This window comes from Moorena sp. SIO3E8, from assembly GCF_010692445.1.
GTDB lineage: Bacteria > Cyanobacteriota > Cyanobacteriia > Cyanobacteriales > Coleofasciculaceae > Moorena > Moorena bouillonii.
On sequence record NZ_JAAHHM010000003.1, the window covers coordinates 276,467 to 298,543 of the forward strand.

The following is a 22,077-nucleotide window of genomic DNA, read 5'->3' on the forward strand; positions in this document are numbered from 1 at the left end:
TGAGTTCAATCTGACCATTCCCATTTAAATCAACTAAATCTTGTAACCATTCTCCAAAGCTGATCCAGGAGAAATACAAAAACTGATAATCTTGACTTCCTGGTTTCCAACCCCGGACTTGGGCAATCTAAGTACAGGACAAAAAATGTAAAGATTGCCGAAAGTCGGCACTGGTTCCGCCGAGTGAGAAGCGAAAAGTTTTGACATTAGTTGTTTACAGAGCATATCGAATTGTGAATAACTGCGACCAAGATATGCCAACCTCCAAAATGTCTAACTTCACCGCAGGCACAATCTTTGTGGTAAAATGAACTCCTACACAGTTGTGTACTAACCAGTAGACATCAAGGGTTCTTTGAAGGTTTTTGCGAGATTAACGCATAGGTGTTGGTTTTACGCCGAAAGGCGCTCGTTACGACGTCCCCCAGAAGCATTGAAAGCTGAGCCATGATTGGCATGAATATCACTGTCGGTGACCTCATGCTCAGTTTCAGGATGCTCAGGCACAGGAGCTTGATATTTTTTTCGTTTACGACCTGCACCTTTGTTCGCACCCTTATTTTTAAGTCGCACTCGGATCCCTTTTTGCAACCCCTTTGGTGGACGTCCCGGTCGCCCCGTGCGGATCACCTCATGGCAGATCTCAAACAGCAGGTTGCCATATCGTCGTTCTCCATAGGTTTTGAGATTGAGGCTTCCGGTTTGGTAAATCACCAACGCTCAAGACTTTTAACCCCTGCTCAAATAACTGTTGGTCTTTCGGTCCACAGTGCAATTCCCATAGAAATCGACTGCCTCGCTCCATCAAGACCATTGTCCATCCGTGGTGATTCTGAAGCAGGTAGGTTTTTATCTACAATCGTCAACAGCTCATCTCCTTCTATCTCCTGATGAATAAACTGATGGAGCAGGGCATAAAGCATCAGGGTAGGTTTGAGACCCGCTAAACGTCTTTGAAAATTAATTACACTCTTTTTTGATACAATTATTTTTTTATATGTATCATTAAGACCCATAATACCCTTCTGGCTTTAAGAATCACGGATTACCGACTCAGGGGAGTGGTCAGACCCGCCAGTGGCGGCTGCTATGGTCTCGCTGAAATAGATGTCACACTCTCGGCAATGATAAATCGTACGGAAACCATGGTTTTGAGTACTATAGCGGTGGTGAGGGGACACATCCTCACTCCCACATCCAGAACATGGGTAGGAAAATAGTTCGATCATACAACCACCATTGAGGAAAGGCTTCTATTAACTCCAGCATGCCCCTATTTCATGACCTGCAAGGCTTTTCTCCTTCACATTCGACGGAACCAGTACCATTACGTCACATTTTCCAACTCTGCGGACAGGGCAGCGAGATCAAGTCCGAACTTTGGTCTACTCCTCCTGTTAATCAGCTAGTCTTTATCGGTTATCATTATAGATACCGATAAACTTCGCCAAAAGTTAAATAACTCAGGACTTACGCACAGACTCCATGGGTAGGCTAGGCCACACCTTGTTCACACTACAGGTAGTGTAAATTGAGGGATTTGCGTAAGTCCTATAACTGCTTGGCTACTTCTGTTACTGTTTAATTTCATCTAATTCAAATACATGACCTTAGGTAAGTCCGAACCCAACCAGATTGATAAAATTGATCGCAAATTACCAAAACTAAATACCACCCAACAACCTCTCGTTTCTGAAGAAGAGATGCGCCAAGCGGTACGGACTTTACTGTTAGGATTGGGAGAAGACCCAGACCGCGAAGGCTTGAAAGATACTCCTAAAAGAGTGGTCAAAGCCTTGAAATTTCTGACTTCTGGCTATCATCAATCTTTAGACGAACTCCTCAACGGGGCAGTATTTCACGAAAATACCAATGAAATGGTCTTAGTTCGGGACATTGACCTATTTAGCTCCTGCGAACACCATATCTTACCTATTCTCGGTCACGCTCACGTCGCTTATATTCCCGACGGTAAGGTAATCGGACTGTCAAAAATTGCTCGTATTTGTGAAATGTACGGACGACGTTTGCAAGTACAGGAAAGATTAACTGCCCAAATTGCCGATGCCCTTCAAGGATTATTAAAACCAAAAGGGGTGGCGGTAGTAGTGGAAGCAAGCCATATGTGTATGGTAATGCGAGGAGTCCAAAAACCTGGTTCTTGGACTGCCACTAGTGCGGTTAGAGGTGTATTTGCAAATGATCCAAAAACCCGTCAGGAGTTTATGAGTTTAATTCACTACAACCATTCAATGCATTAATTAATTCGCTTGGCAGCATGAGAGATGGGTATAAAGCTCATCTCTTTTTTTGATACAATGATTATCGTCATCAAAAAAAACTCCTTATGATTATTGCTGTCGCCAGTCCGACCGGTGCCGGTAAAACCCACTGGATTGGTCAACAAATAGCCGAAACCAATAAACCTGTAGGTTATTTCAGTCCTAAAACCGATTCCGTACCCATTGATGCAATATATCTCCAAAGTGAATACCCTCAACTAAAACTTTATCAGACAGGGGAAGAAGCGGAATTAGACAAAACCATTACTTATCTAGAGATTCCCTGGTATTTGGATTTAGCCGGAATTGAACCTTTACTGCAAACTTTTAACCCCCATCGAGTAGCCATAATCCCCGGCGATACAGATAGTACAGAGTTAAATACTTGGGCGGATGAAGTTATTCCAGGAAATAACATCACTAAGCCAACCACAGCTTTGCAGATTCATCGGGGGGTTTTGACGGGGGAAATTTTAGATTTTGATAGTTTAGCTACTTTTTGGCTGGAACTTACTCAAGGTGCTTACGGTGAGGTAGCTCGGGTAAAAGGACTTTTCGACCTAATGGATGGACAAATTTATTATGGTGACTTCATACTAGGGGAATCCGAATTAGCATTTACACCTTTAAAATTACCCCGTTGGTTAAATGGTAAACCAGATCGTTTTAGTGGTTTTGAAATAGTAGGTAGTAATTTAGATAAAGCTGAAATTGTTCAAACTGTCCAAGATTGCTGTCTTCCCGAATCGGCAATTAATTATTACCAACAACAAGTAAAAGAGTCTTTAGAAATTGAACCAGAGGTAGAAGTGGTATGAAAATAGCAGTGATATCTTGTATCCATGGTAATTATGCAGCTTTAGATGCAGTTTTACTGGATATTGACCAACAAAAAGCAGAAAAGATTTATTGTCTGGGGGATTTAGTGGGTTATGGTCCCTATCCTAATGCAGTGGTGGAACAAATTCGTTCTTTAGATATTCCCACTGTACAGGGTTGTTGGGATGAAGATATTGTAGAAGGACTAAATGCTTGTGAATGTAGTTATCCTTCCCTGTTGGCGGAAAAAAGAGGTAAAATCGCCCACGAATGGACAAATAAGCACGTCAATCCCGAAGTTAGGGAATATTTAGCCCAACTACCCCATACCTACAAAGAAGATAATCTCTGTTTCGTACATGGTAGTCCTAATAGCAACCACGAATATTTGTTACCCGAAATGGATGCTTTCACTGCTTTAGAAAGAGTTCTCTCCAGCGATGCAGATATATTATTTTGCGGACATACCCACTTTCCCTATGTCCGCACCCTAGATTCTGGACAATTACAGGTTAAAGTTCGTCAACCCAGTAGAAACGAACAACCAACCATAAGTTTTAATACTCCCCTGAAGCGAATTATCAATGTCGGTTCGGTAGGCGAACCCCGTCATGGTCGTCCCAATGCTACCTATGTTATCTATGACACGGAAACACAAGCAGTAAACTTGCGGGAAGTCGAGTATGACTATCAAACAACCTGCGCTGCCATCTTAGATGCTGGTTTACCACCGATTTTCGCTTGGCGTTTGGCTAGAGGTTTGGAATTTGCCGAAAAAGCCGACGATCCGACTCATGTGTGTGAGAGGTAAATTAAATTACTTAAATATTTAAATTGAAAATCAATGTGGGCAATTTTAAGCGGAATTGAAGGAAATATCGCAGCTTACGAAGCAGTGTTGGCAGATATCAAACGCCAGCGCGTTAAGGTGGAAGCATTGTATATTCTGGGCGATATCGTAGCAGCTAACCAAGATAGCGAACAAGTAATTAAACGAATTCAGAATCCTTTACCTAGAGAATTAGAACCCCAAGTATGCGTAGGCTGGTGGGAAGAACAATGCTTTACTTTACACGGTTTGGGTTCGACACCAGAACCGACAGAATTAATCGAGCGCTTTGGTAAAGAAACTGCTAAACTTCTTTGGGATTCGGTATCTCGCGAAACCGTACAGTGGTTACGCAACTGTCATTTTGGCTTCTTTGAATTAGATTGTTTGTTAATTCACGGTAGCACTGTTAGCGTCAGCGATGAGTTAACCCCCGAAACCGCACCCTGGAAAATGTTAGACCGCTTGCAAAGAGTCCAGGCAAATTATCTCTTTTGTGGTCGTTCGGGTCAAGTATTTGAATATCAACTACAAGGAGGTTCAGTAAATAGTTCGGTGATGACTTTAGATCGCCAGCAAGCTGTGCAAACTATTACTGCACCCAAAAGAAGAGTTGTTGGTGTAGGAAATGTAGGCAAAGAACCAGGAAAGGCTACTTATACGCTTTATAGTCCAAATAGCGATTTTTTAGAGTTTAAAACAGTTTTTTATGGCCATAAAAAGGGATCTGGTAATTAGTTTCAGGTTGCTAAAGGTATGGCTAAGTGCAAAAACAGGTAGTCGGAGACAACTTTCTGGAAAAGGCGTTGCTGATTTTGGGTATGCTTTCGCCCCCCTAGCCCCCCAAGCGAGGGATTTAGGGGGCTGTAATAAAATCAGATAATCGCGTATTCATTCCTTAATTCAGCAACGCCCAAACGTCGCTGATAATTGCTATAGTAAAAAATATTAGTGCTTAATTGGTGACGGCTTAGCAGCTACCTTGATTTTGAATTTTGAAATCAGCCATGAGAGCAACCAAGGCATGTGACGTTTGATCAGGACAATCAGCTTGCCATAGTTTGTGATTACCTGTTCCCGTTGTCGTCGGGAAATAGCTTTAACAATTTGTTTGGCAGTTTCCTCAGCAGAAATAATAAGCCTGGGGGAAATAGGATCTTGCCAGTCTGAATGCCAAATTCCCTGATTGTCTAGTTGACGAATTTCAGTAGCAACGTACCCTGGACAAATGTGTGTGACCGACACCCCATGGGGAGCCAACTCCTGAGACAACGACTCACACAAAGCCCTCATAGCAAATTTGCTCATACTATAGGGAGAATCGCCACTCAAGGCAACGTAACTTTTTACGCTACTAATAATGACCAGTCTTCCTTGAGTTTTCTTGAGGTCATCTAAGGTGGCGTAGATGGTACTCAGTACCCCAAAAACATTGGTTTCCCACAGACGTCGATAGTCATTCACCCTGAGGTTTTCCACATTACCCTTCAAAGACCAGCCAGCATTAGCAACAACGATATCAATTTTGCCGAACTTACTACGGGCAAAGCTTGCCGCTTGATCAAGCTCACTATCCTTCGTGACATCACAGGGGATAGCAAGTACACGTTGACCATTAGGATCAATTTGTGATGCTATGGCTTCTAATCGTTCTGCTCGCCGAGCTAGGAGTACCACATTGGCTCCTTCACGGGCTAATTCATGAGCAAGAGCTGCTCCAATCCCAGAAGAAGCTCCTGTGATTAGTGCCACTTGATCCTTAAAGTTGCTCATCTACTGCTTGCTTAAAGTTAATTTCAATATTTTGAGCTGGATTGTATTAAATAATAAAATTTTACTGTATAATTTTAAATCCTAAGATAAACACTCGCCTAGTTGAGCTTCAATCGGGTCGCGAACAATCTAACGATATCAGCCCCAAGTTACCTTCGTTAGTATAAGGTCTAATGAATCTCCCCGCTTTAAAGGGTTAAAGATGTCAAATATCCCAGTTTTGCAGAAGTCCTAAAAAATTTTGTGCCAAGGACTTGACACATTTGTAATATACATGTAGTATAGAAGTAAGGTTAAAGAGAAAACATCGCGCTACAAGGAGGGATGCCCAATGATTCATGTTCGGTTTGAAGGTCGTTCCTACGACATTGCTGAAGGTCAGCTGGGTATAGCCAAAAGTATGAACGATATTGCTGTTAAACAGCAACTCGCGAAGTACTTTGATGTAGCCCCAGAGCGCTTTACCTCTTATGTCATCGACCGCAGTACCAACCGCAATCTGATTATCAGACCTGAAGCGGTTTATGGTTAAGGTTTATGGTTAAAAGGTGTTAAAAGGTTAAACCTTTTGTCCTGTGCCCTGATCTCAAGAAGCCTACACACAGATAACGATCCTAAGGTAGCAAACTCGGGTAACCGAGGAGCGCGAGCACTAAGCCATTGTCTTACAGAGATTTGGCGTGCGTGTCCACTGCTAAGCCATGCTTGGTGAGGACGGTCGTAAGTTGCTAAAAAGCTTTTGTTAACTTGCACAGGAGCAATTGTTCCAAATTTCCCCCCGCGCCCTAACTGCTGAAGCTTACATACTACCGATCTACTAATCGGAAGGTTATAGGTTCGAATCCTATCAGCGGCGCTATTTGCCGCTGTAGCTCAAATGGATAGAGCATCATTTTATTAAAAGCTTTACTGACTTGCGCGGGCACCCCAATTCTAGTGAAATTAGAGTGGTTTTACTGGCATAACCAAAGCATTTAAAAAATTAACTGAGTCACCTTCGCGCCCTGACCCGGAAAGCTTTCATACTCGCCAAATGGAAAGGCACTTGACTTATCATCGAGAATATGCGGGTTCAAATCCCGTGTGTGAAACAACGGCTTTCTGAACTTGCGCGAAGCGATGCAGCGCGGTCTTGGGGGTTCCCCCCATGAGCGACTGCATCAAGACATTGATTCAACCTTCTAGAAATAATTTCCAAATCATGGTACAGAGTGATAAAAGTACTGGTTAAAGAACTGTTATAAGTTCCTATCAATCTTTTGTTAACTTGCACAAGAGTAATTGTTCTAAATTCCCCCCCGCGCCCTAACCGCTGAAGCTTACATACTACCGATCTGCTAATCGGAAGGTTATAGGTTCGAATCCTATCAGCGGCGCTATTTGCCGCTGTAGCTCAAATGGATAGAGCATCATTTTATTAAAAGCTTTACTGACTTGCGCGGGCACCCCAATTCTAGTGCAATTAGAGTGGTTTTACTGGCATAAATAAATAACTTTCAAATTAAACGTGTAAGGGAAAAATTGAATCACCTTCGCGCCCTGACCCGGAAAGCTTTAGTACATACTCGCCAAATGGTAAGGCACTTGATTCTGTTCAAGTATATACGGGTTCAAATCCCGTGTGTGAAACAACGGCTTTCTGAACTTGCGCGAAAGGTAATTCAAAACACTGCTAATAAATCGTGGCTTAGTTGATGTATTTTAGGTAAATTTTTATTAATTATTCAACCTTCAACCTTTAACTAAACAACCCAATAACCAAATAACCAAACAACCAAATAACTTATAAATTTATCAATAAATTACATAGGACCATAGGAGGTAAATCCTATGAAAACTGAAGAGCGTGACCTGCGTTTAGAATTACTCAATAGTTTATTGACTACACCCCATCGTAAGCTGGAGCAAGTAACAGAATTGCACCAACTGATGGTAGAACTTGACCCAATTTTTTATGGTCACTTAGCCGTTTGGTACGAAAATCATGGGGATGTCCGCGACCACAAAGAAGTGTTTTTAGGTCATTTGTTGACTAGCAATTTGACTGAACACCGAGATGCTGGCTTTGTGATGCTGCAAAAATTCCCACCCTACCAGGTGGCACGAGTAGTGGATTTTATGAAGCAGCAGCGCAATAAGGTGCCTCGTTCGGCTCGGACAGCAGTGCGGCGCTACCTTAAAACACGGGAAAAGACTCCAGCATTGTTTGACCGAGCAGCATTGCGGGGTCGAAAGGCGATGAAGCATCTCTATGCTAGTTTACATATTAAGCCTAGCGCTAGAGCAGATGCAGTCTTATTTAAAGACAATCCTCCAGAAGGTTCTTTAGCTTGGATACTCAAGCAGTTAGCGAAAACTGAAACTGCTGCTGAACAGGCGCAATTGATTGTTGAACATAAGATTCCCTATACCATCGCCATTGGTGCTGTGCGCTCTGTCACTCCTACGGTGTTGGTAGCCCTAATCAATTCTATGACACCCCAAGAGGTAATTAATAATCTCAAATCCCTCCAAGGGCGGGGTGCGATGGAACACCCACAGGTCAAGGAGTTGATTGAGGCAAAGCTAGAACAGGCACAGACAAGCGATCGCGTTTCTGCGTTCAAGGCACAAGTTGCTGCTGAAGCTGCTCAGTTAGATACTCAAACTCTTGCTAAGTTAAAACAAGTTACCAATGAGCAAGTAAAGCGCAAAGGTACCATTACCAAGCCCACTGGTCTACTAGTGGACAAGTCCGGTTCAATGGACAAAGCCATTGAAGTTGGTAAGCGGCTGGCAGCCCTAATCTCTGGTATTACTGAAGCTGAGCTGTTTGTCTATGCCTTCGATACCATGCCTTACCCAGTTAAGGCTCAAGGAAAAGAGTTGAGTGACTGGGAACGTGCCTTCAGGCACATCAAAGCAGGGGGTGGAACTAGCATTGGTTGTGGTTTAGAAGTAATGCGCTCTCGAAAGCAGGCGGTTGACCAGATTATCTTGGTTACCGATGAAGGTGAAAACACAGCACCTTACTTTGGTAAGGTTTACAAGACCTACTCTCGTGAATTGGGATTGATGCCCAATGTGATTATTGTCCGAGTTGGTTACTCCTACGACTGGGTGGAAACTACACTGAAGCAGCAAGAGGTGCCAGTAGAAACCTTTACCTTTGCTGGAGATTACTATTCTCTACCAAACCTGGTTCCACTGATGACTCGTCCGTCACGGCTAGACTTATTGATGGAGATTCTGGAGACACCGCTACCGGTGCGAAATGATAAGTAGTCGTGATTAAATGATAAGTAGTCGTGATTATTTGAATAAATTTTAACGACTTGTGTGCCCTAACAGCCAGAGCTTACATACATTAGTACGAGAGGAAAATTACCGTTACTCTAACGTAGCGGGCGTGAAGCGAGGAAGGCGCAAAGAACCCGGAATGTTGGCTTAGAAGTAGCCATCATTTAAAGAGTGTGTAGTAACTCACCGGCGGAGTTCCTTTTAAGTGACGAACGCTTTCGCTCTGGCGACTTGCACATTGCGATGCAGAGGTGCGACCCGTGGCGAATTTAATTCGCCTACGGAAAACGCACCATTACGGTCTTGGGGAGGCAGCGCGGTCTTGGGGAGGCAGCGCCGCCAAAGGGGGTTTCCCCCATGAGCGACTGCATCAAGACAATATTTTCACAATCGAGCAGGATCTTGATACTCCCATCGCTAAATCAAGCGATTATAGCGTTCGCGTAGCGGCTCCAAAGGAGCTGGGATTCTTAAGAGTAAAAACTCTTAACGGCTGAACCAAACAGCCTCTAGACTCTCCGATCAAATCATTGAGCTTACTTGTATTTTGGTCTACGCTTCTAGCAGGGGCTTTTCAGCTTGCGCGCAAACCGGCACCTAAAAGGCGCATTAATATTCCTTAATCCTAGCATAGATTATCAAAAAGCGCAACAGATCCAGTCTCCAATTCCCCTCCCGCGCTTCATGCGCGGGTATAACGGTAGTCCCCTTGGAGTTGAATGATGGCAAATATCCTCGACCTCATCAATCAAATTGCTGCAAAGGAAGCGCAACTGAGTGACAATCAATTCCTCGCTCCCTGTGTACGTGGGGGACGGGTAAGAACTCGTGTAGCTGGAATGATTTATACCTTTTCCCCTAAACCTCGTAACTTTGAAGGATGGGGTATTTTTCAGCCAGTCAGCAACAAAGTAGCAACTGTGGTGGAAGAGCCCGATTTGTTTCAACTTGAGGACTATTGGCAACTGCTCCAACCGTTGCGTTTACGACTAGCTTATCAATTGTCAGGAAAGACTTGGCTAGGGTATCCGGTGAATGAATCCGATGCTCGTCAGCGTTTTGGCACGGTTAAACCTATTCCTGTGCATCTGGTCGAGGGCGGGGTAGCTTTTGAACAAGTGGTAGCTCGTGGGGATGGTAAGGCTTGGTGGTTTCAGCAGCTTGACCGTAAGGGAGATCCGTTACTAGCAGAACAACTTAGAGAGCAGTTAAAGCAAGTAACACCACCTGAAGAACTGGATGTAAAGGGGCTGACACCAGAAATGAGAATAGTTTATGACTTGGTAACACAACAGAGTAAAGATTTTAAAGCTAAAGCTCTGCATCAACGGGATCACAGAAGGCTGGAGCAAGCTTTGGAAATGGGTGGGGGAGCACTGCAACAGTTCCATGACCGGGGAGAATTCTGGCAAGTGCGCTGGAGCACTGCTGACGGTGAACACCACACATCAGCGATATCTAAACAGGATCTGACTGTAATCAGTTCCGGGATTTGTCTAAGTGGACGCGATCGCGATTTTGATTTACAGTCCTTGGTTGGGGTGATTGAGGGACGATATCGGGATTAGGATTATGTCAATTTTTTTCCACGAACAACTCTACCGTACCTCCGAAGTCATGGCCCAGTTACGTGACTACCCCGTGACCGTGTGTGGTGCAGGAGCACTTGGAGCAAATATTACTGAAAATTTGGCTCGTTCAGGCTTTGGAAAGCTAAAGGTGATTGATTGCGATCGCATTGAAGAACGCAATCTTTCTACCCAACCCTACTACCGCTCTGATATTGGTGCCCATAAAGCCAAAATCCTGGCCCATTCCCTCTACCAAGCGGTTGGGGTAAAATTGGAGGCTAAGGTTAAGGAATTAACTACAGCTAATACCAAACAATTACTGAATAATTCTACTTTAGTCATTGACACCTTTGATAACAGTGTCGCTCGTCAAGCCGTAAAAGATTACTGTGATAATTCCCAAATCCCTTGTCTTCATGTTGGGTTAGCAGAAGACTACAGTGAGATAATTTGGAATGAAAATTATCGAGTTCCTTCCCCAGTTAATGATGATGTTTGTGATTATCCATTAGCTCGGAATTTAGTGCTGATGACTACAGCAGTTGCTACTGAAGTCATCATTGAATTTATTAGCACAACCAAAAAACTAGATTTCACCTTCACCTTGAGAGATTTAACTATCAAGGCCATAGATCGCAGTTCTTAATTGGGTGATGGACTTTCATTCTAGGGAGTAGGGAGTAGGGAGTAGGGAGTAGAGGGAGTAGAGGGAGTAGAGGGAGAGGGTTTTAGCACTGCATCGCTTAAAACCCTCTTTGCTATTGCCTATTGCCTCTTGCCTCTTGCCTTTTGCCTATTGCCTCTTGCCTTAAAAGGATAAGTAATATCCATAAAATGTTGCTGAGAATTGCTATATCTCTATTAATTCTTTATCCATCAACTTAGGATTAGTATCAACTAACTGTCTTTCAATTTCATCCCGGACAATTTGACGATATTCAAGAAAGTGTTCGTTGTGAGCGCATAGAGTAAGGTAATGTTCCCACACACCTGGATTATGCCTGAAAATACCAAATAAATGATGCCAGAATTTCCAGCGAGTACTGCGCTTAAACCCTTGCCGCCAAACTACAGTCCCCAGAGCTTTCAAATCTACCAAATCCGGCATTTTGAATGGGGCTTTGCATTTAGGGGGGCCAAGCTTTAAAAAACATTTATAGGCACGGTCTATATAGCGCTCAGGTTCGTATAGCGTCCAGAATGCTTCGATGTATTCTTGAGCAATCTCCTCAATGGGACGAGTAGGAACAAAGTTCATTAGGGTGGTTTGATTGATATCTTTTTTTGTGTTATCTCGCAAACGCCCTTCTTTTTCTAAGCGATTCCATAGAGCAGTATTGGGTAACGCCTGTAACATGCCAAACATGGCTGTAGGGATAGCAGCCTGTTCAACAAAACTAATAATACGGGAACCTGCTCCTTGTTTCTCTCCATCAAAACCAATAATAAACCCTGCCATTGGTCGTAATCCCGCACGGATTATTTTATCTACATCATCCGTTAGAGAGCTGCGAGTGTTTTGGTATTTTTTGGTTAGTTTAAGGCTTTCTTCGTCTGGTGTTTCAATCCCTAAAAAGACAGCATCAAAGTTAGACTCCACCATCAAGTCCATCAATTCTGAATCCGCAGCTAGGTCTACCGATGCTTCCGTATTAAATCGGAAGGGATAGTGATGGTCTTTTTGCCATACTTTTAGCTCTTTCAGAAGTAGCTTAACATTACGCTTATTCCCAATAAAGTTGTCATCCACCATAAAGATACCACGCCGCCAGCCTAATTCATAGAGATAATCCAATTCCTTGAGAAGCTGGGCTGGTTCCTTTGTTCTAGATTTGCGGCCATAGAGAACAATGATGTCACAGAACTCGCACTGAAAAGGACATCCCCGCGAAAACTGTACTGACATTGAATCATAGGCATCAAGCTCTAACAAATCATAGCGGGGAATCGGGGTTTGAGTGACATCGGGTTTTTCTGTAGTGCGAAAGGTTCCACTAGTTTCTCCCCGCTTTAAAGCCTCTACAAACATCGGTAGGGTGATTTCTCCTTCATCTAGGATTAGAAAATCCACCCCTGCCTTCTTTGCTTCTTCGGGTAAAGAGGTAGGATAAGGTCCCCCAAATGCCACTAATTTACCACGTCGTTTGGCTTCCTTAATTTGGTTTAGGGCATCGGTTTTTTGGACAATCATCGCTGAGATTATCACCAGATCTGCCCATTCAAATTCTGCTTCGGTTACGTCTCGGATATTGCGGTCAACAAGTTTAAATTCCCAGTCTTGAGGTAATAATGCAGCAACAGTAATTAGACCTAAGGGTGGCAATAAAACTTTGCGATTAACTAATTCAAGGATTTTGTCATAAGACCAAAAGGTTTTCGGAAATAGCGGATACAGTAATAAAACTCGCATTTAGAGAAATCCTCACACACGTGGCCATAGAGCCTATAGCGATCTTACATCTTAATTAAGTAAGCTATCAGCTTATGCGCTACGCGCACGCTACGCGAACAGCCATCAGCTATCAGCTTATGGGTTAGGTCACAGCGTCGTTCGCACAGCGTGGCCATTCGCGTAGCGTGGCCTAAAGGCCAAGGCCAAAGCCTGTGCCACGCTACTTGAGGTGCTTTTGAATAAAATGACCATGATAGTTGACCACTGACTACTGACTGCTGACTGCTGACCGCTGACCTAGGGTTTTAATGACGGCTCCAATTATTCACTACACCCCAAACCCAGTGCCAAGCTCTGGCTCCACACCCTTACGAGCTAAAAAGGCTGCTTGTTACCCCCTGAGGCTTAATTACTGACTCTGGTTAGTCTCCTGGTAACTCAGCCAAGAAAGTTTTACGATTCCCAAATTCCGCAATAAATTGCTCCTGCGGTTCTGCTCAGAGTTTTTCCCGTCAGAGGGGTTCTGATCAAAGCGGTTGATGTATGTGAGGATGCGATCGCATTCTGTGGTGCTAACTATACTACAACCCTGGCTCAGTAAATCATCCACTGAAGTAAATCTACCCTTAGGAGTATACCAACTTGACCCCAATTTGGCAGTCTGACCGTTGGGATAATTCCAAGATGACCCCAATTTGGCAGTCTGACCGTTGGGATAATTCCAAGATGACCCCAATTTCGCTGTTTCCCCATTTGGCCAGTTTAAAAAAGAGCTCTGACCTTGCCTAGGACGTTTGCAGGTAACTGCCCGTAAACCTTTAATCATACCCACAAAGCTTTTTGCCTCTTCTGTCATGCTGGCTAGTTCTGCCATTACAGTTAGGTCGAAGCAATCTTGAGAAGAAGTTTGTAGTGACTCAATACTTGATGAAGGTAAGTTACTATTTCCACAGTACTTATATTCTAGGGTAGCTAGATTATCCCTATCTAAGTTTTCGCGAATCGCCAAGCGACGCACAGCACGAATCTCCCTACATTGATTAGATTCAGCAGATACGTTATTAGTTCCTAAGCCAATAGTACATAAGGTTAAGAGTGATAATAACACTCGAATCTGATATTTCATGGAGATGAATCTTCCTGAACACATCAATAGTCTGAACAGCCAAGATTATCAAAGACCCTGACTTCTCACTGGCTAGTAGAGACGTTGGATGATATCAAAAGTTTCACCATTGAAATAATTTTAGTCGCGATTCAATCCTAAGGATTGAGCTGTCAGCTATTAGCTATCAAAAGTTATGTTTAGGGACTTATAGCAGTTCTCAATAAATTTAGTATAGGGTTTTAATTAGGGCTCCAATTATTCACTAAATCCTACACCCAGTGCCAAGCTAGGCACTGAAACCCTTACTAGTTTAAAAGCCTGCTTGTTACTCCTTGAGGCTTAATCAGCTACTCTAGTAAGCCTGTCAAGAATTTGCATGATTGACAAATCCCGTAAAAAATAGTCTCTGCTGGTAATTTCAGAGCGGTTCGAGTCATAGCTGTTCCGGTCATAGCGGTTCCGCTCAGAGGGGTTAATGTGTGTGAGAATGCGATCGCATTCTGTGGTGCCAACTATACTACAACCCTGGCTCAGTAAACTATCCACTGAAGTAGTCCTACCCTTAGGGGTATACCAACGTGACCCCAATTGGGCAGTCTGACCGTTAGGATACTTCCACGAACCTGATGACCCGAATTTGGCAGTCTTTCCGTTGGGATACTTCAATTGTGACCCGAATTTAGCAGTCGTTCCGTTAGTATACTTCCATTTTGATCCCAATTTGGCAGTCGTTCCGTTGGGATACTTCCATTTTGACCCTGATTTGGCTGTTGCCCCATTTGGCCACTCTAACGAAGATCTCTGACCTTGCCTAGGACCGTTGCAGATAACTTGCTTTAAACTTTCAATCGTACCCAAAAAGCTTCTTCCCTCTTCTGTCATGCTGGCTAGTTTTGCCATGGCGGTCAGGTCGAAGCAATCTTGAGAGGAATTTCGTGGTGACTGAATACTTGATGAACGTCGGTTACTCTGTCCACAGTACTTATATTCTAGGGTAGCCAGATTATCGCTATCTAAATTTTCGCTAATCGCCAAGCGACGCACAGCACGAATCTTCATACATTGATTCGATTGAGCAGATACGTTATCGGTTCCTAAGCCAATAGTACATAGGGTTAAGAGTGATAATAACACTCGCATCGGATATTTCATGGAGATCAATCTTCCTGAACACATCAATAGTATGAACAGCCAAGATTATCAAAGACCCTGACTTCTCACTGGCTAGTAGAGACGTTGGATGATATCAAAAGTTTCAGGGTTGAAATAATCTTGGTAGCGATTCTAAGGTATAGCAGTCGCTAGGGTAGTTAGGAGATGACAAAAGTCTCAAACCTAAGTAAGCGCAAGAGTTTGACTTCTGACTTCTGACTTCTGACTTCTGACTTCTGACTTCTGACTTCTGCTATAAGCATGGAGCTGTCATAAAATGCTGTTGCATAAAAAATTACCAAAAGCCTGAGAAGTATATAGCTATGTGTCCAACACTGAACTTTTGGGAGAGGTCAAGGTACTAAGTATGATGCTGGAATAAAGTGTTAATTCAAGTGTCAAGTTAGCATACATCATCCTCTGATAGTTCATTACCAGGACTTATGCCAAATTGGGTAACAAACGCAAATGCACTTATATAGTATGGTGTGTTATCAACGCACCCTAGCGGCAGAGTTTATGGGTAAGTCCTGAGTAATTGACACAATTGACCGATGATTGCGGTAATCTGGAGTGACACGAAACATGCTGAAAACTATAGTTATCAACTCTCAAACCAACGAGTTACAGGAAAAAACCCTGAAACCGGAAATTGGGATTCAAGGTGAGTATCTGATTGGTCGTCACCCGAGTTGTGACCTAGTTCTGGATAGTCCTGTAGTGAGTCGTGTACATGCCAGAATCCTATGCCAAGGGGGACAGTATTACTTTGCTGACCTTGGTAGCACCGATGGCTCTCGGATCAATAATGAGGAGATGGATGTTAACCAGAACTGGCTCCTGAGGGAAGAGGATATTATCCGCATCGGTGACTTTGTGCTGCTGGTCAAAACACTACAGCAGTATGATTATAAGCAGCAACAAAACCTAGTGGTAGATGGCAATAGCACTGGGATGAAGCGGTGGACTAAGGGTGAGATTACTGTCCGCTGTGTGCAGATCATTGATCAAACCCATGATGTCAAGACCTTTCGCTTTGTGGCGGATCCGCCAATGTTGTTCAGCTACAAGCCAGGTCAGTTTGTCACTCTGGATTTGGAGATTGATGGCAAGCCAGTGAAGCGTTCCTACTCCATCTCTTCGGCCCCCTCACGTCCTTATACTTTGGAAATTACTGTCAAGCGAGTTCCAGCACCAGCCGATACTCCTGATGTTCCAGCGGGTTTGGTGTCTAACTGGTTGCACGACAACATCAAAGTTGGGTCCGAGGTGAGATTAAATGGCCCAATGGGGAAATTTACCTGTGCTGACCATTCTGCTAATAAACTGCTGTTCATCTCAGCCGGTAGCGGGATTACTCCGATGATGTCCATGTCTGAGTGGCTTTGTGACATTGGGGCTGATGTGGATGTGGTTTTTGTCCACAGCGCTCGTAGCCCAAAAGATATCATCTTCCGTCAGAAATTAGAGTTGATGGCGGCTTTGCACCCCAACTTTAAGCCAGCTATTACCACCACTCGTCCAGAACTTGACCAAGCTTGGTGGGGTTATACCGGAAGACTTAATCAAGCCATGGTGCAACAGATGGCTCCTGATTTTCGCGATCGCATTATTTATGTCTGTGGTCCGAATCCCTTTATGGCAGGGGTGAAAGCCATACTAGCCGGTCTAGACTTCCCGATGGAGAACTACTATCAAGAGAGTTTTGGTGGCAAAAAGTTGTCAAAAAAGACAGCAACAGCAGCAGCAACTCCTACACCAGTCACAGCGGAAGGTCGTCCTAAACTGCACTTAGTGAAATCACCATCAACCTGTTCAGAACCAACTGTAGTCTTTGCTAAGTCTGGGAAAGAAGTCACCTGTGATGCAGAGGATGTGATCCTAGATGTGGCGGAACAAGAAGGGGTGGCATTACCGAGCGGTTGCCGCATGGGAGCCTGTGGTGCTTGTAAGCAAAAGCTTCTAAAAGGGAAAGTCGAGTATGACGAGGAACCTGATGCTCTCGAAGAGGATGAACGGAACGAAGGCATGATTTTGACTTGTGTGGCTCATCCTGTCGGACAAGTGGTAGTTAGCGCGTGAGCTAAGCTGTTCAGCATTTAGATTGGGATACCTAAATTGCTCAAAGGGAACAGGGAACAGGGAACAGGGAACAGGGAAAAACCAATTTAAATGCGCATCAGCTTATAGCAGTTCTCAATTGCTGTGAGGTACTTTCGTTCTAGGTTTTAGGGAGTCGGGAGTCGGGAGTCGGGAGTCGGGAGTACCTTATACATTATCTGTTTTTTTACAACAGTCATCTTTTCCCTTTTTGTTACATAAGGTGAATTCTTTATTGGCGCACTTTGCATCTAGTTTTGCGTAACTTGCTAGTGAAATTCATTGCTTCCTTAGTATAGAATCAAAGTGAATCGACATTCAAGCGTGAATTGTCGTAGTCAAATAACAAAAATTAGTTTGAAGCCAAAATGAGTAAGACAATTTTAATTACAGGAGCAAGCAGCGGTATTGGAAAAGCAACTGCAAAATTGTTCCAGGAAAAGGGTTGGAACGTGGTTGCGACCATGAGAACTCCAGAAAAGGAAACAGAACTAACCACCCTTGATAATGTGTTGGTGACAAGACTAGATGTTTTAGACCAAGATTCAATTACAAAAGCCGTTGAGTTAGGCATTGAAAAATTCGGCAAAATAGATGTTTTGGTAAATAATGCTGGTTATGGTGCTTTTGGTACTTTAGAAGCAACCCCCAGGGAAAAGATAACAAGACAATTTGATGTTAATGTCATCGGTCTATTGGATGTAACCAAAGCAATTCTTCCCCATTTCAGGAAAAATAAAGATGGTATTTTGATTAATATTTCATCGATTGGTGGCAAAATGACATTTCCATTATTTTCATTATATAACGGAACTAAATTTGCTGTTGAGGGGATTTCCGAAGGTCTGAGTTTTGAACTGGAAGCAATTGGCTGCAAAGTTAAAATTATTGAACCAGGAGTGATTAACACTGATTTTGCTGGTCGCTCCCTTGATATGAGCAACGATGAAAGCCTAACTGAGTATCAAGAATTAATTGGTAAGCTGTTCAAAACTATGGAATCTTTCGGTGAGCAGGCTTCTGAGCCTATGGTTGTCGCTAACGTTATTTATGAAGCAGCGACAGATGGCACTGATAAATTGCGATATACTGCTGGCGAAGATGCCAGGATGATGGTAGCTAATCGAAAAGAATTGGATGATAAGACCTTTATCCAAGGTATTAAAGAGCAATTTGGCATCTAGTTCAAATAGAGCATTTATCGGAATCATTAGTACATTTTACCGTTCCCTGTTCCCGGTTTTATGGAGCAGGGAGCAGGGGGCGTTGCTGCTTCAATAAATGGTATAATGAAAATAAAACCATTCCTTGGATAAGCAACGCCCCAGAGGTAACCAAAGTCTCTTCAGCTATAAAAAAACAAAGCAGAGTCCATACAACTGTTTAGAGTGCAGTGCTTTCAGCCAGTATAAGGTATATTGCTCATCTGCGGGAAAACCAGACCAGTTCCCCTGTGAGCTACTCCCTCTCCCCTTTTAGCAGTTCGCGCTTATTAATCAAATTCAGCAGCAGTTAGGGAACAATCTCCCCATAGCAACCTTGTTCCAAAGCCAAAGGATTGAAGAGTTAGCAACTATTCTCCGCCAGTCGAAAAATTATTCTATCATCTCTGATTAAAAGATGTCGAATCTTGGCTTTGCGTTAAAATGACAATACCCGGTTTTGATGAAAAAGGAAACCTACCACCTGGCATACATTGGACTACATGGCTAGAATTTCAAGAGCGTTTTGGTACTAACGTAACGCGGTTACGCCAAATAGAAGGACTCAAAAAAGCAATGGAGCAATTAAAGGCAGCGGGATGTAGAACCATTTATATCAATGGCAGTTTTGTCACAAGTAAGCCCAGACCAGTGGATGTAAATTATCTCCTTACTCATGCACCCAGATTACTCAATCCTATCGACCGCGATGCACAAAAAGCTATCTATAAAGGTGAGATTTTTCCTTCAGAGCAGCCAGTGGGCATTTACGAGATGAACTCCCTAGAATTCTTTCAAAAGGATAGGAATAAAAACGCCAAAGGAATTATTGCTATAGATTTATTGAGGTGGGAAGCATGATTAAAAATCAAAGACAGTATGACTACAGCCAAGAATTAGTTCGTCAATTTGAATCTGACTTATCTGTTTATGACGCTCAAGATGAAGATATCAAAAAAAATGATTGTTGGTGGAAGATTAAGCGCGATTCATTACAAAGTCATCTTAATGCTTTAAAAGCCGAAGTTGCTGAATACGAAACCCTCATCAACCATGACGTTCGTACTCCAATTGTTCTGAAGCTTGATGATATTAACAATTTACCACAACTTATTATCAAAGCTCGTATAGCTGCTAATCTAAGCCAAAAACAACTGGCGGATATCGCTGGTTTAACCGAGGAAAAAATTATAGAATATGAAGATAAAGACTACCAAACAGCGAGCCTTATAGATTTTTTGTTTGTCCTTGATGCCCTGAATATTAAGCTCCAAAAAGGTGAGTTTTTAGTTCCTTTAGATACTCTCAGAATGTAAGCTATCAGCTATCAGCGTGTCGCGTATCAGCTATCAGCTGATGCGCCCTTGGGCACGCTAGGATCAGGTTAAAAGAATTGACCCAAACAGGATCAGAAATGGGTAACCGTTCGCGTAGCGGCTCGATCCGAGCATCGCTAACCCATCAGTTACCCATCGGTTGCAATCATCCCACCTGAAGCAATGACTCCTTCAAGCGAGTTTGGTCAAACCCTCGCTGATGAAGTAGTACCCAGGATTCAATCAAATCAGGACCATTGACATCCCCAGTTAGTGCAGCACGAAGCGATCGCATAACCAATCCTTTCTTGACCTTTTGCGCTTTTGTGACTTGGTTAATAATCTGCTTAGCTTCCTCTGGACTCAGCTGTTGGTAATTACCGAGTTGCTCAAGAATAGCTTGCACCACCTCACTAGCACCAGCTTTTTTGAGCTGCTCTACTGCCTGCTCAGTGTACTCAACCGACTCAGTAAAGAACATCCGAGTCATATCTACTGCTTCTGGCAAGCGAGTCAAACTTGGCCCAATCATAGCAGTCAACCGTTCCAGCCAAGGGCGATTTTCCACAGGATCACAGTTGTAGCCAACACTTTCCCAGTAGGGGATTAGCAAGTCCACTAACTCAGATGCACTCATCTGGTGGACATATTGACTATTAATCCAATCCAGCTTAGCCCAGTCAAACTTTGCCCCAGCTGGGTTCACCCGTTCAAAACCGAACTTTTGAGCCGCTTGAGCCAAAGTAAAGATTTCCTGAGTGGAGTCAGGGGGAGACCATCCCAGCAATGTCATATAATTAACCATCGCCTCAGGGGTAAAGCCCATGGCTTTGAAGTCAAAAATAGAGGTTACACCATCGCGCTTGGATAGCTTCCGTCCCTCATGGTTAAGAATCAGAGGTGTATGGGAAAATTCTGGGACTACACTCCCTAGGGCTTCATAGAGCAAAATCTGTTTAGCAGTATTAGCAATATGGTCTTCACCACGAATGACATGGGTAATCTGCATATCAATGTCATCCACCACCACAGCTAGGTTGTAGAGAGGCTGACCGATATCATTCTCTTGAGATGCCCTAGCAATGACCATATCACCCCCAAGGTCACTCCCTTTCCAGGTGACTTTACCTCGGACTAGATCATTCCAGACAATCTCGCGGTCATTATCAATCATAAAGCGGATCACCGGCTTGCGCCCTTCCGCCTCAAATGCTGCTTGTTGTTCTGGTGTCAGATTGCGATGGCGATTGTCATAGCGGGGGGCTTCTTTTCTAGCCTTTTGAGCTTCCCGCAGTTGTTCTAGTTCCTCAGCTGTAGTGTAGCAGCGATAAGCCAATCCCTGGTCTAAGAGTTGTTGAATAGCAGCACTATAAAGGTCAAGACGTTGGGATTGGAAAAATGGTCCTTCGTCCCACTCCAGTCCCAGCCAACTTAAACCATCGAGGATGTTTTGGGTATATTCCTCTCGCGATCGCGTTTGATCGGTGTCTTCAATGCGCAGAATAAACTTACCGCTGTGGCGACGGGCAAATAGCCAGTTAAATACAGCGGTTCTAGCGGTACCAATGTGTAAATTTCCGGTTGGACTTGGGGCAATACGGACTCTAACTGTCACAGCTGATTGCTAAGAACCTAATTACTATTGTCTTTTCGTCTCTATTGTACCTGCAACAATCGACTAGTCCGGCGGTTATCATCTTTAGGAGCAGTCAAAATTATCCCATATAGCACTAAGCATTAAGGTGTTTGACATTGATACAAGCAGCAAAAGCCGTTATAGTACACTTTTGCCTTTTGCCTTTTGCCTTTTGCCTTTTGCGTTGCGCGTAGCGCTATATTTCTTCTACGGGACTGACGGGGCTCGAACCCGCAACTTCCGCCGTGACAGGGCGGTGCTCTAACCAATTGAACTACAGTCCCAATCTCCGAGCCATTTACTATTATTATGTATGACTGGTGTATTTGTCAAGGCTTTTTTTGAAAAAAACTGAAAAATACTTTGAGCAGTCACTTTAGAGCTCTGAGCTCTCAGCCGATTTGCCTTGAGCTTACCCTCGACCAATGACCGAAGGCTCAGTTTATGGCTAGAACCAGTATAACCTATCCCAGTGCTAACGCAATAGGGTGGGGATACTCTTAAACCGTCATTAATCGGTACAAAACCGGATAATACGGTCAAGGTGCAATTTATTGTTGCCTGAGGGAGGGGTGGTCATGCAGTAATTGGAGTCAAACCTTCCACCCGTCTGTCTAG

At 43.5% G+C, this 22,077-nt stretch carries 22 protein-coding genes, 2 tRNA genes and 1 other annotated feature; of the genes, 14 read left to right on the forward strand and 10 right to left on the reverse strand.

Annotation, left to right across the window (positions count from 1 at the left end):
• Positions 1-393 precede the first annotated feature (393 nt).
• Genes F6K46_RS02785 through F6K46_RS02795 form a run of 3 tightly spaced genes read right to left on the reverse strand, consistent with a single transcriptional unit; the run spans position 394 to position 1,229 of the window.
• Positions 394-717 carry a hypothetical protein gene (locus tag F6K46_RS02785; protein WP_293052133.1) on the reverse strand — a complete coding sequence of 108 codons (324 nt, stop codon included), beginning with the start codon at positions 715-717 and terminating at the stop codon, positions 394-396.
• Positions 718-740: 23 nt separating this feature from the next.
• Positions 741-1,016 carry a hypothetical protein gene (locus F6K46_RS02790; protein WP_293052136.1) on the reverse strand — a complete coding sequence of 92 codons (276 nt, stop codon included), beginning with the start codon at positions 1,014-1,016 and terminating at the stop codon, positions 741-743.
• Positions 1,017-1,031: 15 nt separating this feature from the next.
• Positions 1,032-1,229, reverse strand: a complete 198-nt coding sequence (locus F6K46_RS02795) for a hypothetical protein (protein ID WP_293052139.1) — start codon at positions 1,227-1,229, stop codon at positions 1,032-1,034.
• A 375-nt stretch (positions 1,230-1,604) separates the two neighbouring features.
• On the opposite strand from F6K46_RS02795, the gene folE reads away from it, so the two are divergent.
• From folE to F6K46_RS02815, 4 genes are all read left to right on the forward strand, one after another.
• Positions 1,605-2,261: a GTP cyclohydrolase I FolE gene (gene folE / locus F6K46_RS02800; protein ID WP_293052142.1), complete on the forward strand. Its 657-nt coding sequence runs from the start codon at positions 1,605-1,607 to the stop codon at positions 2,259-2,261.
• An 86-nt stretch (positions 2,262-2,347) separates the two neighbouring features.
• Positions 2,348-3,100 (forward strand): GTP-binding protein, encoded by a 753-nt coding sequence (locus F6K46_RS02805; RefSeq protein WP_293052145.1) that lies wholly within the window; start codon positions 2,348-2,350, stop codon positions 3,098-3,100.
• Entirely contained in the window at positions 3,097-3,912 is an 816-nt protein-coding gene (locus F6K46_RS02810) for a metallophosphoesterase family protein (protein ID WP_293052148.1), read from the forward strand. The genes F6K46_RS02805 and F6K46_RS02810 overlap by 4 nt, the downstream gene beginning before the upstream one ends.
• A gap of 33 nt (positions 3,913-3,945) precedes the next feature.
• Complete coding sequence (locus F6K46_RS02815; protein WP_293052151.1) at positions 3,946-4,668, forward strand: metallophosphoesterase family protein; 723 nt, start codon at positions 3,946-3,948, stop codon at positions 4,666-4,668.
• 210 nt (positions 4,669-4,878) lie between these two features.
• Here the strand turns inward: F6K46_RS02815 and F6K46_RS02820 are convergent, their stop codons facing one another.
• Complete coding sequence (locus F6K46_RS02820; protein WP_293052154.1) at positions 4,879-5,703, reverse strand: SDR family oxidoreductase; 825 nt, start codon at positions 5,701-5,703, stop codon at positions 4,879-4,881.
• Positions 5,704-6,034: 331 nt separating this feature from the next.
• On the opposite strand from F6K46_RS02820, the gene F6K46_RS02825 reads away from it, so the two are divergent.
• From F6K46_RS02825 to F6K46_RS02850, 6 genes are all read left to right on the forward strand, one after another.
• A complete protein-coding gene (locus tag F6K46_RS02825) occupies positions 6,035-6,235 on the forward strand; it encodes a hypothetical protein (protein ID WP_070393156.1) in 201 nt (66 codons plus the stop codon).
• A 487-nt stretch (positions 6,236-6,722) separates the two neighbouring features.
• Positions 6,723-6,794: transfer RNA gene (locus F6K46_RS02830), tRNA-Ile, on the forward strand.
• 739 nt (positions 6,795-7,533) lie between these two features.
• Positions 7,534-8,967, forward strand: a complete 1,434-nt coding sequence (locus F6K46_RS02835) for a vWA domain-containing protein (RefSeq protein ID WP_293052157.1) — start codon at positions 7,534-7,536, stop codon at positions 8,965-8,967.
• A gap of 134 nt (positions 8,968-9,101) precedes the next feature.
• Positions 9,102-9,184: a sequence feature (23S ribosomal RNA rRNA prediction is too short), on the forward strand.
• A 58-nt stretch (positions 9,185-9,242) separates the two neighbouring features.
• The gene (locus F6K46_RS02840; protein ID WP_293116741.1) at positions 9,243-9,479 is read left to right on the forward strand and encodes a hypothetical protein; all 237 of its coding nucleotides are present in this window, start codon (positions 9,243-9,245) and stop codon (positions 9,477-9,479) included.
• Positions 9,480-9,701: 222 nt separating this feature from the next.
• Positions 9,702-10,550 carry a hypothetical protein gene (locus F6K46_RS02845; RefSeq protein ID WP_366510655.1) on the forward strand — a complete coding sequence of 283 codons (849 nt, stop codon included), beginning with the start codon at positions 9,702-9,704 and terminating at the stop codon, positions 10,548-10,550.
• Between the two features lie 4 nt (positions 10,551-10,554).
• Entirely contained in the window at positions 10,555-11,199 is a 645-nt protein-coding gene (locus F6K46_RS02850; RefSeq protein ID WP_293052159.1) for a ThiF family adenylyltransferase, read from the forward strand.
• Positions 11,200-11,403: 204 nt separating this feature from the next.
• Here the strand turns inward: F6K46_RS02850 and F6K46_RS02855 are convergent, their stop codons facing one another.
• From F6K46_RS02855 to F6K46_RS02865, 3 genes are all read right to left on the reverse strand, one after another.
• Positions 11,404-12,963, reverse strand: a complete 1,560-nt coding sequence (locus F6K46_RS02855; RefSeq protein ID WP_293052161.1) for a B12-binding domain-containing radical SAM protein — start codon at positions 12,961-12,963, stop codon at positions 11,404-11,406.
• Positions 12,964-13,354: 391 nt separating this feature from the next.
• A complete protein-coding gene (locus F6K46_RS02860; RefSeq protein WP_293052164.1) occupies positions 13,355-14,071 on the reverse strand; it encodes a hypothetical protein in 717 nt (238 codons plus the stop codon).
• A gap of 321 nt (positions 14,072-14,392) precedes the next feature.
• Positions 14,393-15,205, reverse strand: a complete 813-nt coding sequence (locus F6K46_RS02865; RefSeq protein ID WP_293052167.1) for a hypothetical protein — start codon at positions 15,203-15,205, stop codon at positions 14,393-14,395.
• 573 nt (positions 15,206-15,778) lie between these two features.
• Here F6K46_RS02865 and F6K46_RS02870 point away from each other — a divergent pair.
• Positions 15,779-17,287, forward strand: a complete 1,509-nt coding sequence (locus tag F6K46_RS02870) for an FHA domain-containing protein (RefSeq protein ID WP_293052169.1) — start codon at positions 15,779-15,781, stop codon at positions 17,285-17,287.
• Positions 17,288-17,433: 146 nt separating this feature from the next.
• Here the strand turns inward: F6K46_RS02870 and F6K46_RS02875 are convergent, their stop codons facing one another.
• Positions 17,434-17,556, reverse strand: a complete 123-nt coding sequence (locus tag F6K46_RS02875; RefSeq protein WP_269087005.1) for a hypothetical protein — start codon at positions 17,554-17,556, stop codon at positions 17,434-17,436.
• Between the two features lie 117 nt (positions 17,557-17,673).
• Between F6K46_RS02875 and F6K46_RS02880 the strand changes: the two genes are divergently transcribed.
• From F6K46_RS02880 to F6K46_RS02890, 3 genes are all read left to right on the forward strand, one after another.
• Complete coding sequence (locus F6K46_RS02880) at positions 17,674-18,489, forward strand: SDR family oxidoreductase (RefSeq protein ID WP_293052172.1); 816 nt, start codon at positions 17,674-17,676, stop codon at positions 18,487-18,489.
• A gap of 462 nt (positions 18,490-18,951) precedes the next feature.
• Entirely contained in the window at positions 18,952-19,368 is a 417-nt protein-coding gene (locus F6K46_RS02885; RefSeq protein WP_293052174.1) for a hypothetical protein, read from the forward strand.
• On the forward strand, positions 19,365-19,823 hold the full coding sequence (locus F6K46_RS02890) for a DNA-binding protein (protein WP_293052176.1): 459 nt from the start codon (positions 19,365-19,367) through the stop codon (positions 19,821-19,823). Before F6K46_RS02885 ends, F6K46_RS02890 begins: the two co-directional genes overlap by 4 nt.
• Before the next feature lie 166 nt (positions 19,824-19,989).
• Here F6K46_RS02890 and gltX read toward each other — a convergent pair whose 3' ends face one another.
• Both gltX and F6K46_RS02900 read right to left on the reverse strand, forming a co-directional pair.
• Complete coding sequence (gene gltX, locus F6K46_RS02895; RefSeq protein ID WP_293052179.1) at positions 19,990-21,438, reverse strand: glutamate--tRNA ligase; 1,449 nt, start codon at positions 21,436-21,438, stop codon at positions 19,990-19,992.
• A 231-nt stretch (positions 21,439-21,669) separates the two neighbouring features.
• A tRNA-Asp gene (locus F6K46_RS02900) sits at positions 21,670-21,743 on the reverse strand.
• Positions 21,744-22,077: the final 334 nt, after the last annotated feature.

Excerpts from the sequence above, each read along its gene's own strand:
- F6K46_RS02825 (WP_070393156.1), top strand. The coding sequence starts at position 6,035 with ATGATTCATGTTCGGTTTGAAGGTCGTTCCTACGACATTGCTGAAGGT.
- F6K46_RS02865 (WP_293052167.1), bottom strand. The coding sequence starts at position 15,205 with ATGAAATATCCGATGCGAGTGTTATTATCACTCTTAACCCTATGTACT.
- F6K46_RS02835 (WP_293052157.1), top strand. The coding sequence starts at position 7,534 with ATGAAAACTGAAGAGCGTGACCTGCGTTTAGAATTACTCAATAGTTTA.
- F6K46_RS02795 (WP_293052139.1), bottom strand. The coding sequence starts at position 1,229 with ATGATCGAACTATTTTCCTACCCATGTTCTGGATGTGGGAGTGAGGAT.
- F6K46_RS02820 (WP_293052154.1), bottom strand. The coding sequence starts at position 5,703 with ATGAGCAACTTTAAGGATCAAGTGGCACTAATCACAGGAGCTTCTTCT.
- F6K46_RS02855 (WP_293052161.1), bottom strand. The coding sequence starts at position 12,963 with ATGCGAGTTTTATTACTGTATCCGCTATTTCCGAAAACCTTTTGGTCT.
- F6K46_RS02875 (WP_269087005.1), bottom strand. The coding sequence starts at position 17,556 with ATGCAAAGTGCGCCAATAAAGAATTCACCTTATGTAACAAAAAGGGAA.
- folE (WP_293052142.1), top strand. The coding sequence starts at position 1,605 with ATGACCTTAGGTAAGTCCGAACCCAACCAGATTGATAAAATTGATCGC.
- F6K46_RS02880 (WP_293052172.1), top strand. The coding sequence starts at position 17,674 with ATGAGTAAGACAATTTTAATTACAGGAGCAAGCAGCGGTATTGGAAAA.
- F6K46_RS02885 (WP_293052174.1), top strand. The coding sequence starts at position 18,952 with ATGACAATACCCGGTTTTGATGAAAAAGGAAACCTACCACCTGGCATA.
- F6K46_RS02860 (WP_293052164.1), bottom strand. The coding sequence starts at position 14,071 with ATGAAATATCAGATTCGAGTGTTATTATCACTCTTAACCTTATGTACT.
- F6K46_RS02790 (WP_293052136.1), bottom strand. The coding sequence starts at position 1,016 with ATGGGTCTTAATGATACATATAAAAAAATAATTGTATCAAAAAAGAGT.
- F6K46_RS02850 (WP_293052159.1), top strand. The coding sequence starts at position 10,555 with ATGTCAATTTTTTTCCACGAACAACTCTACCGTACCTCCGAAGTCATG.
- F6K46_RS02890 (WP_293052176.1), top strand. The coding sequence starts at position 19,365 with ATGATTAAAAATCAAAGACAGTATGACTACAGCCAAGAATTAGTTCGT.
- F6K46_RS02815 (WP_293052151.1), top strand. The coding sequence starts at position 3,946 with ATGTGGGCAATTTTAAGCGGAATTGAAGGAAATATCGCAGCTTACGAA.
- F6K46_RS02810 (WP_293052148.1), top strand. The coding sequence starts at position 3,097 with ATGAAAATAGCAGTGATATCTTGTATCCATGGTAATTATGCAGCTTTA.
- F6K46_RS02845 (WP_366510655.1), top strand. The coding sequence starts at position 9,702 with ATGATGGCAAATATCCTCGACCTCATCAATCAAATTGCTGCAAAGGAA.
- F6K46_RS02805 (WP_293052145.1), top strand. The coding sequence starts at position 2,348 with ATGATTATTGCTGTCGCCAGTCCGACCGGTGCCGGTAAAACCCACTGG.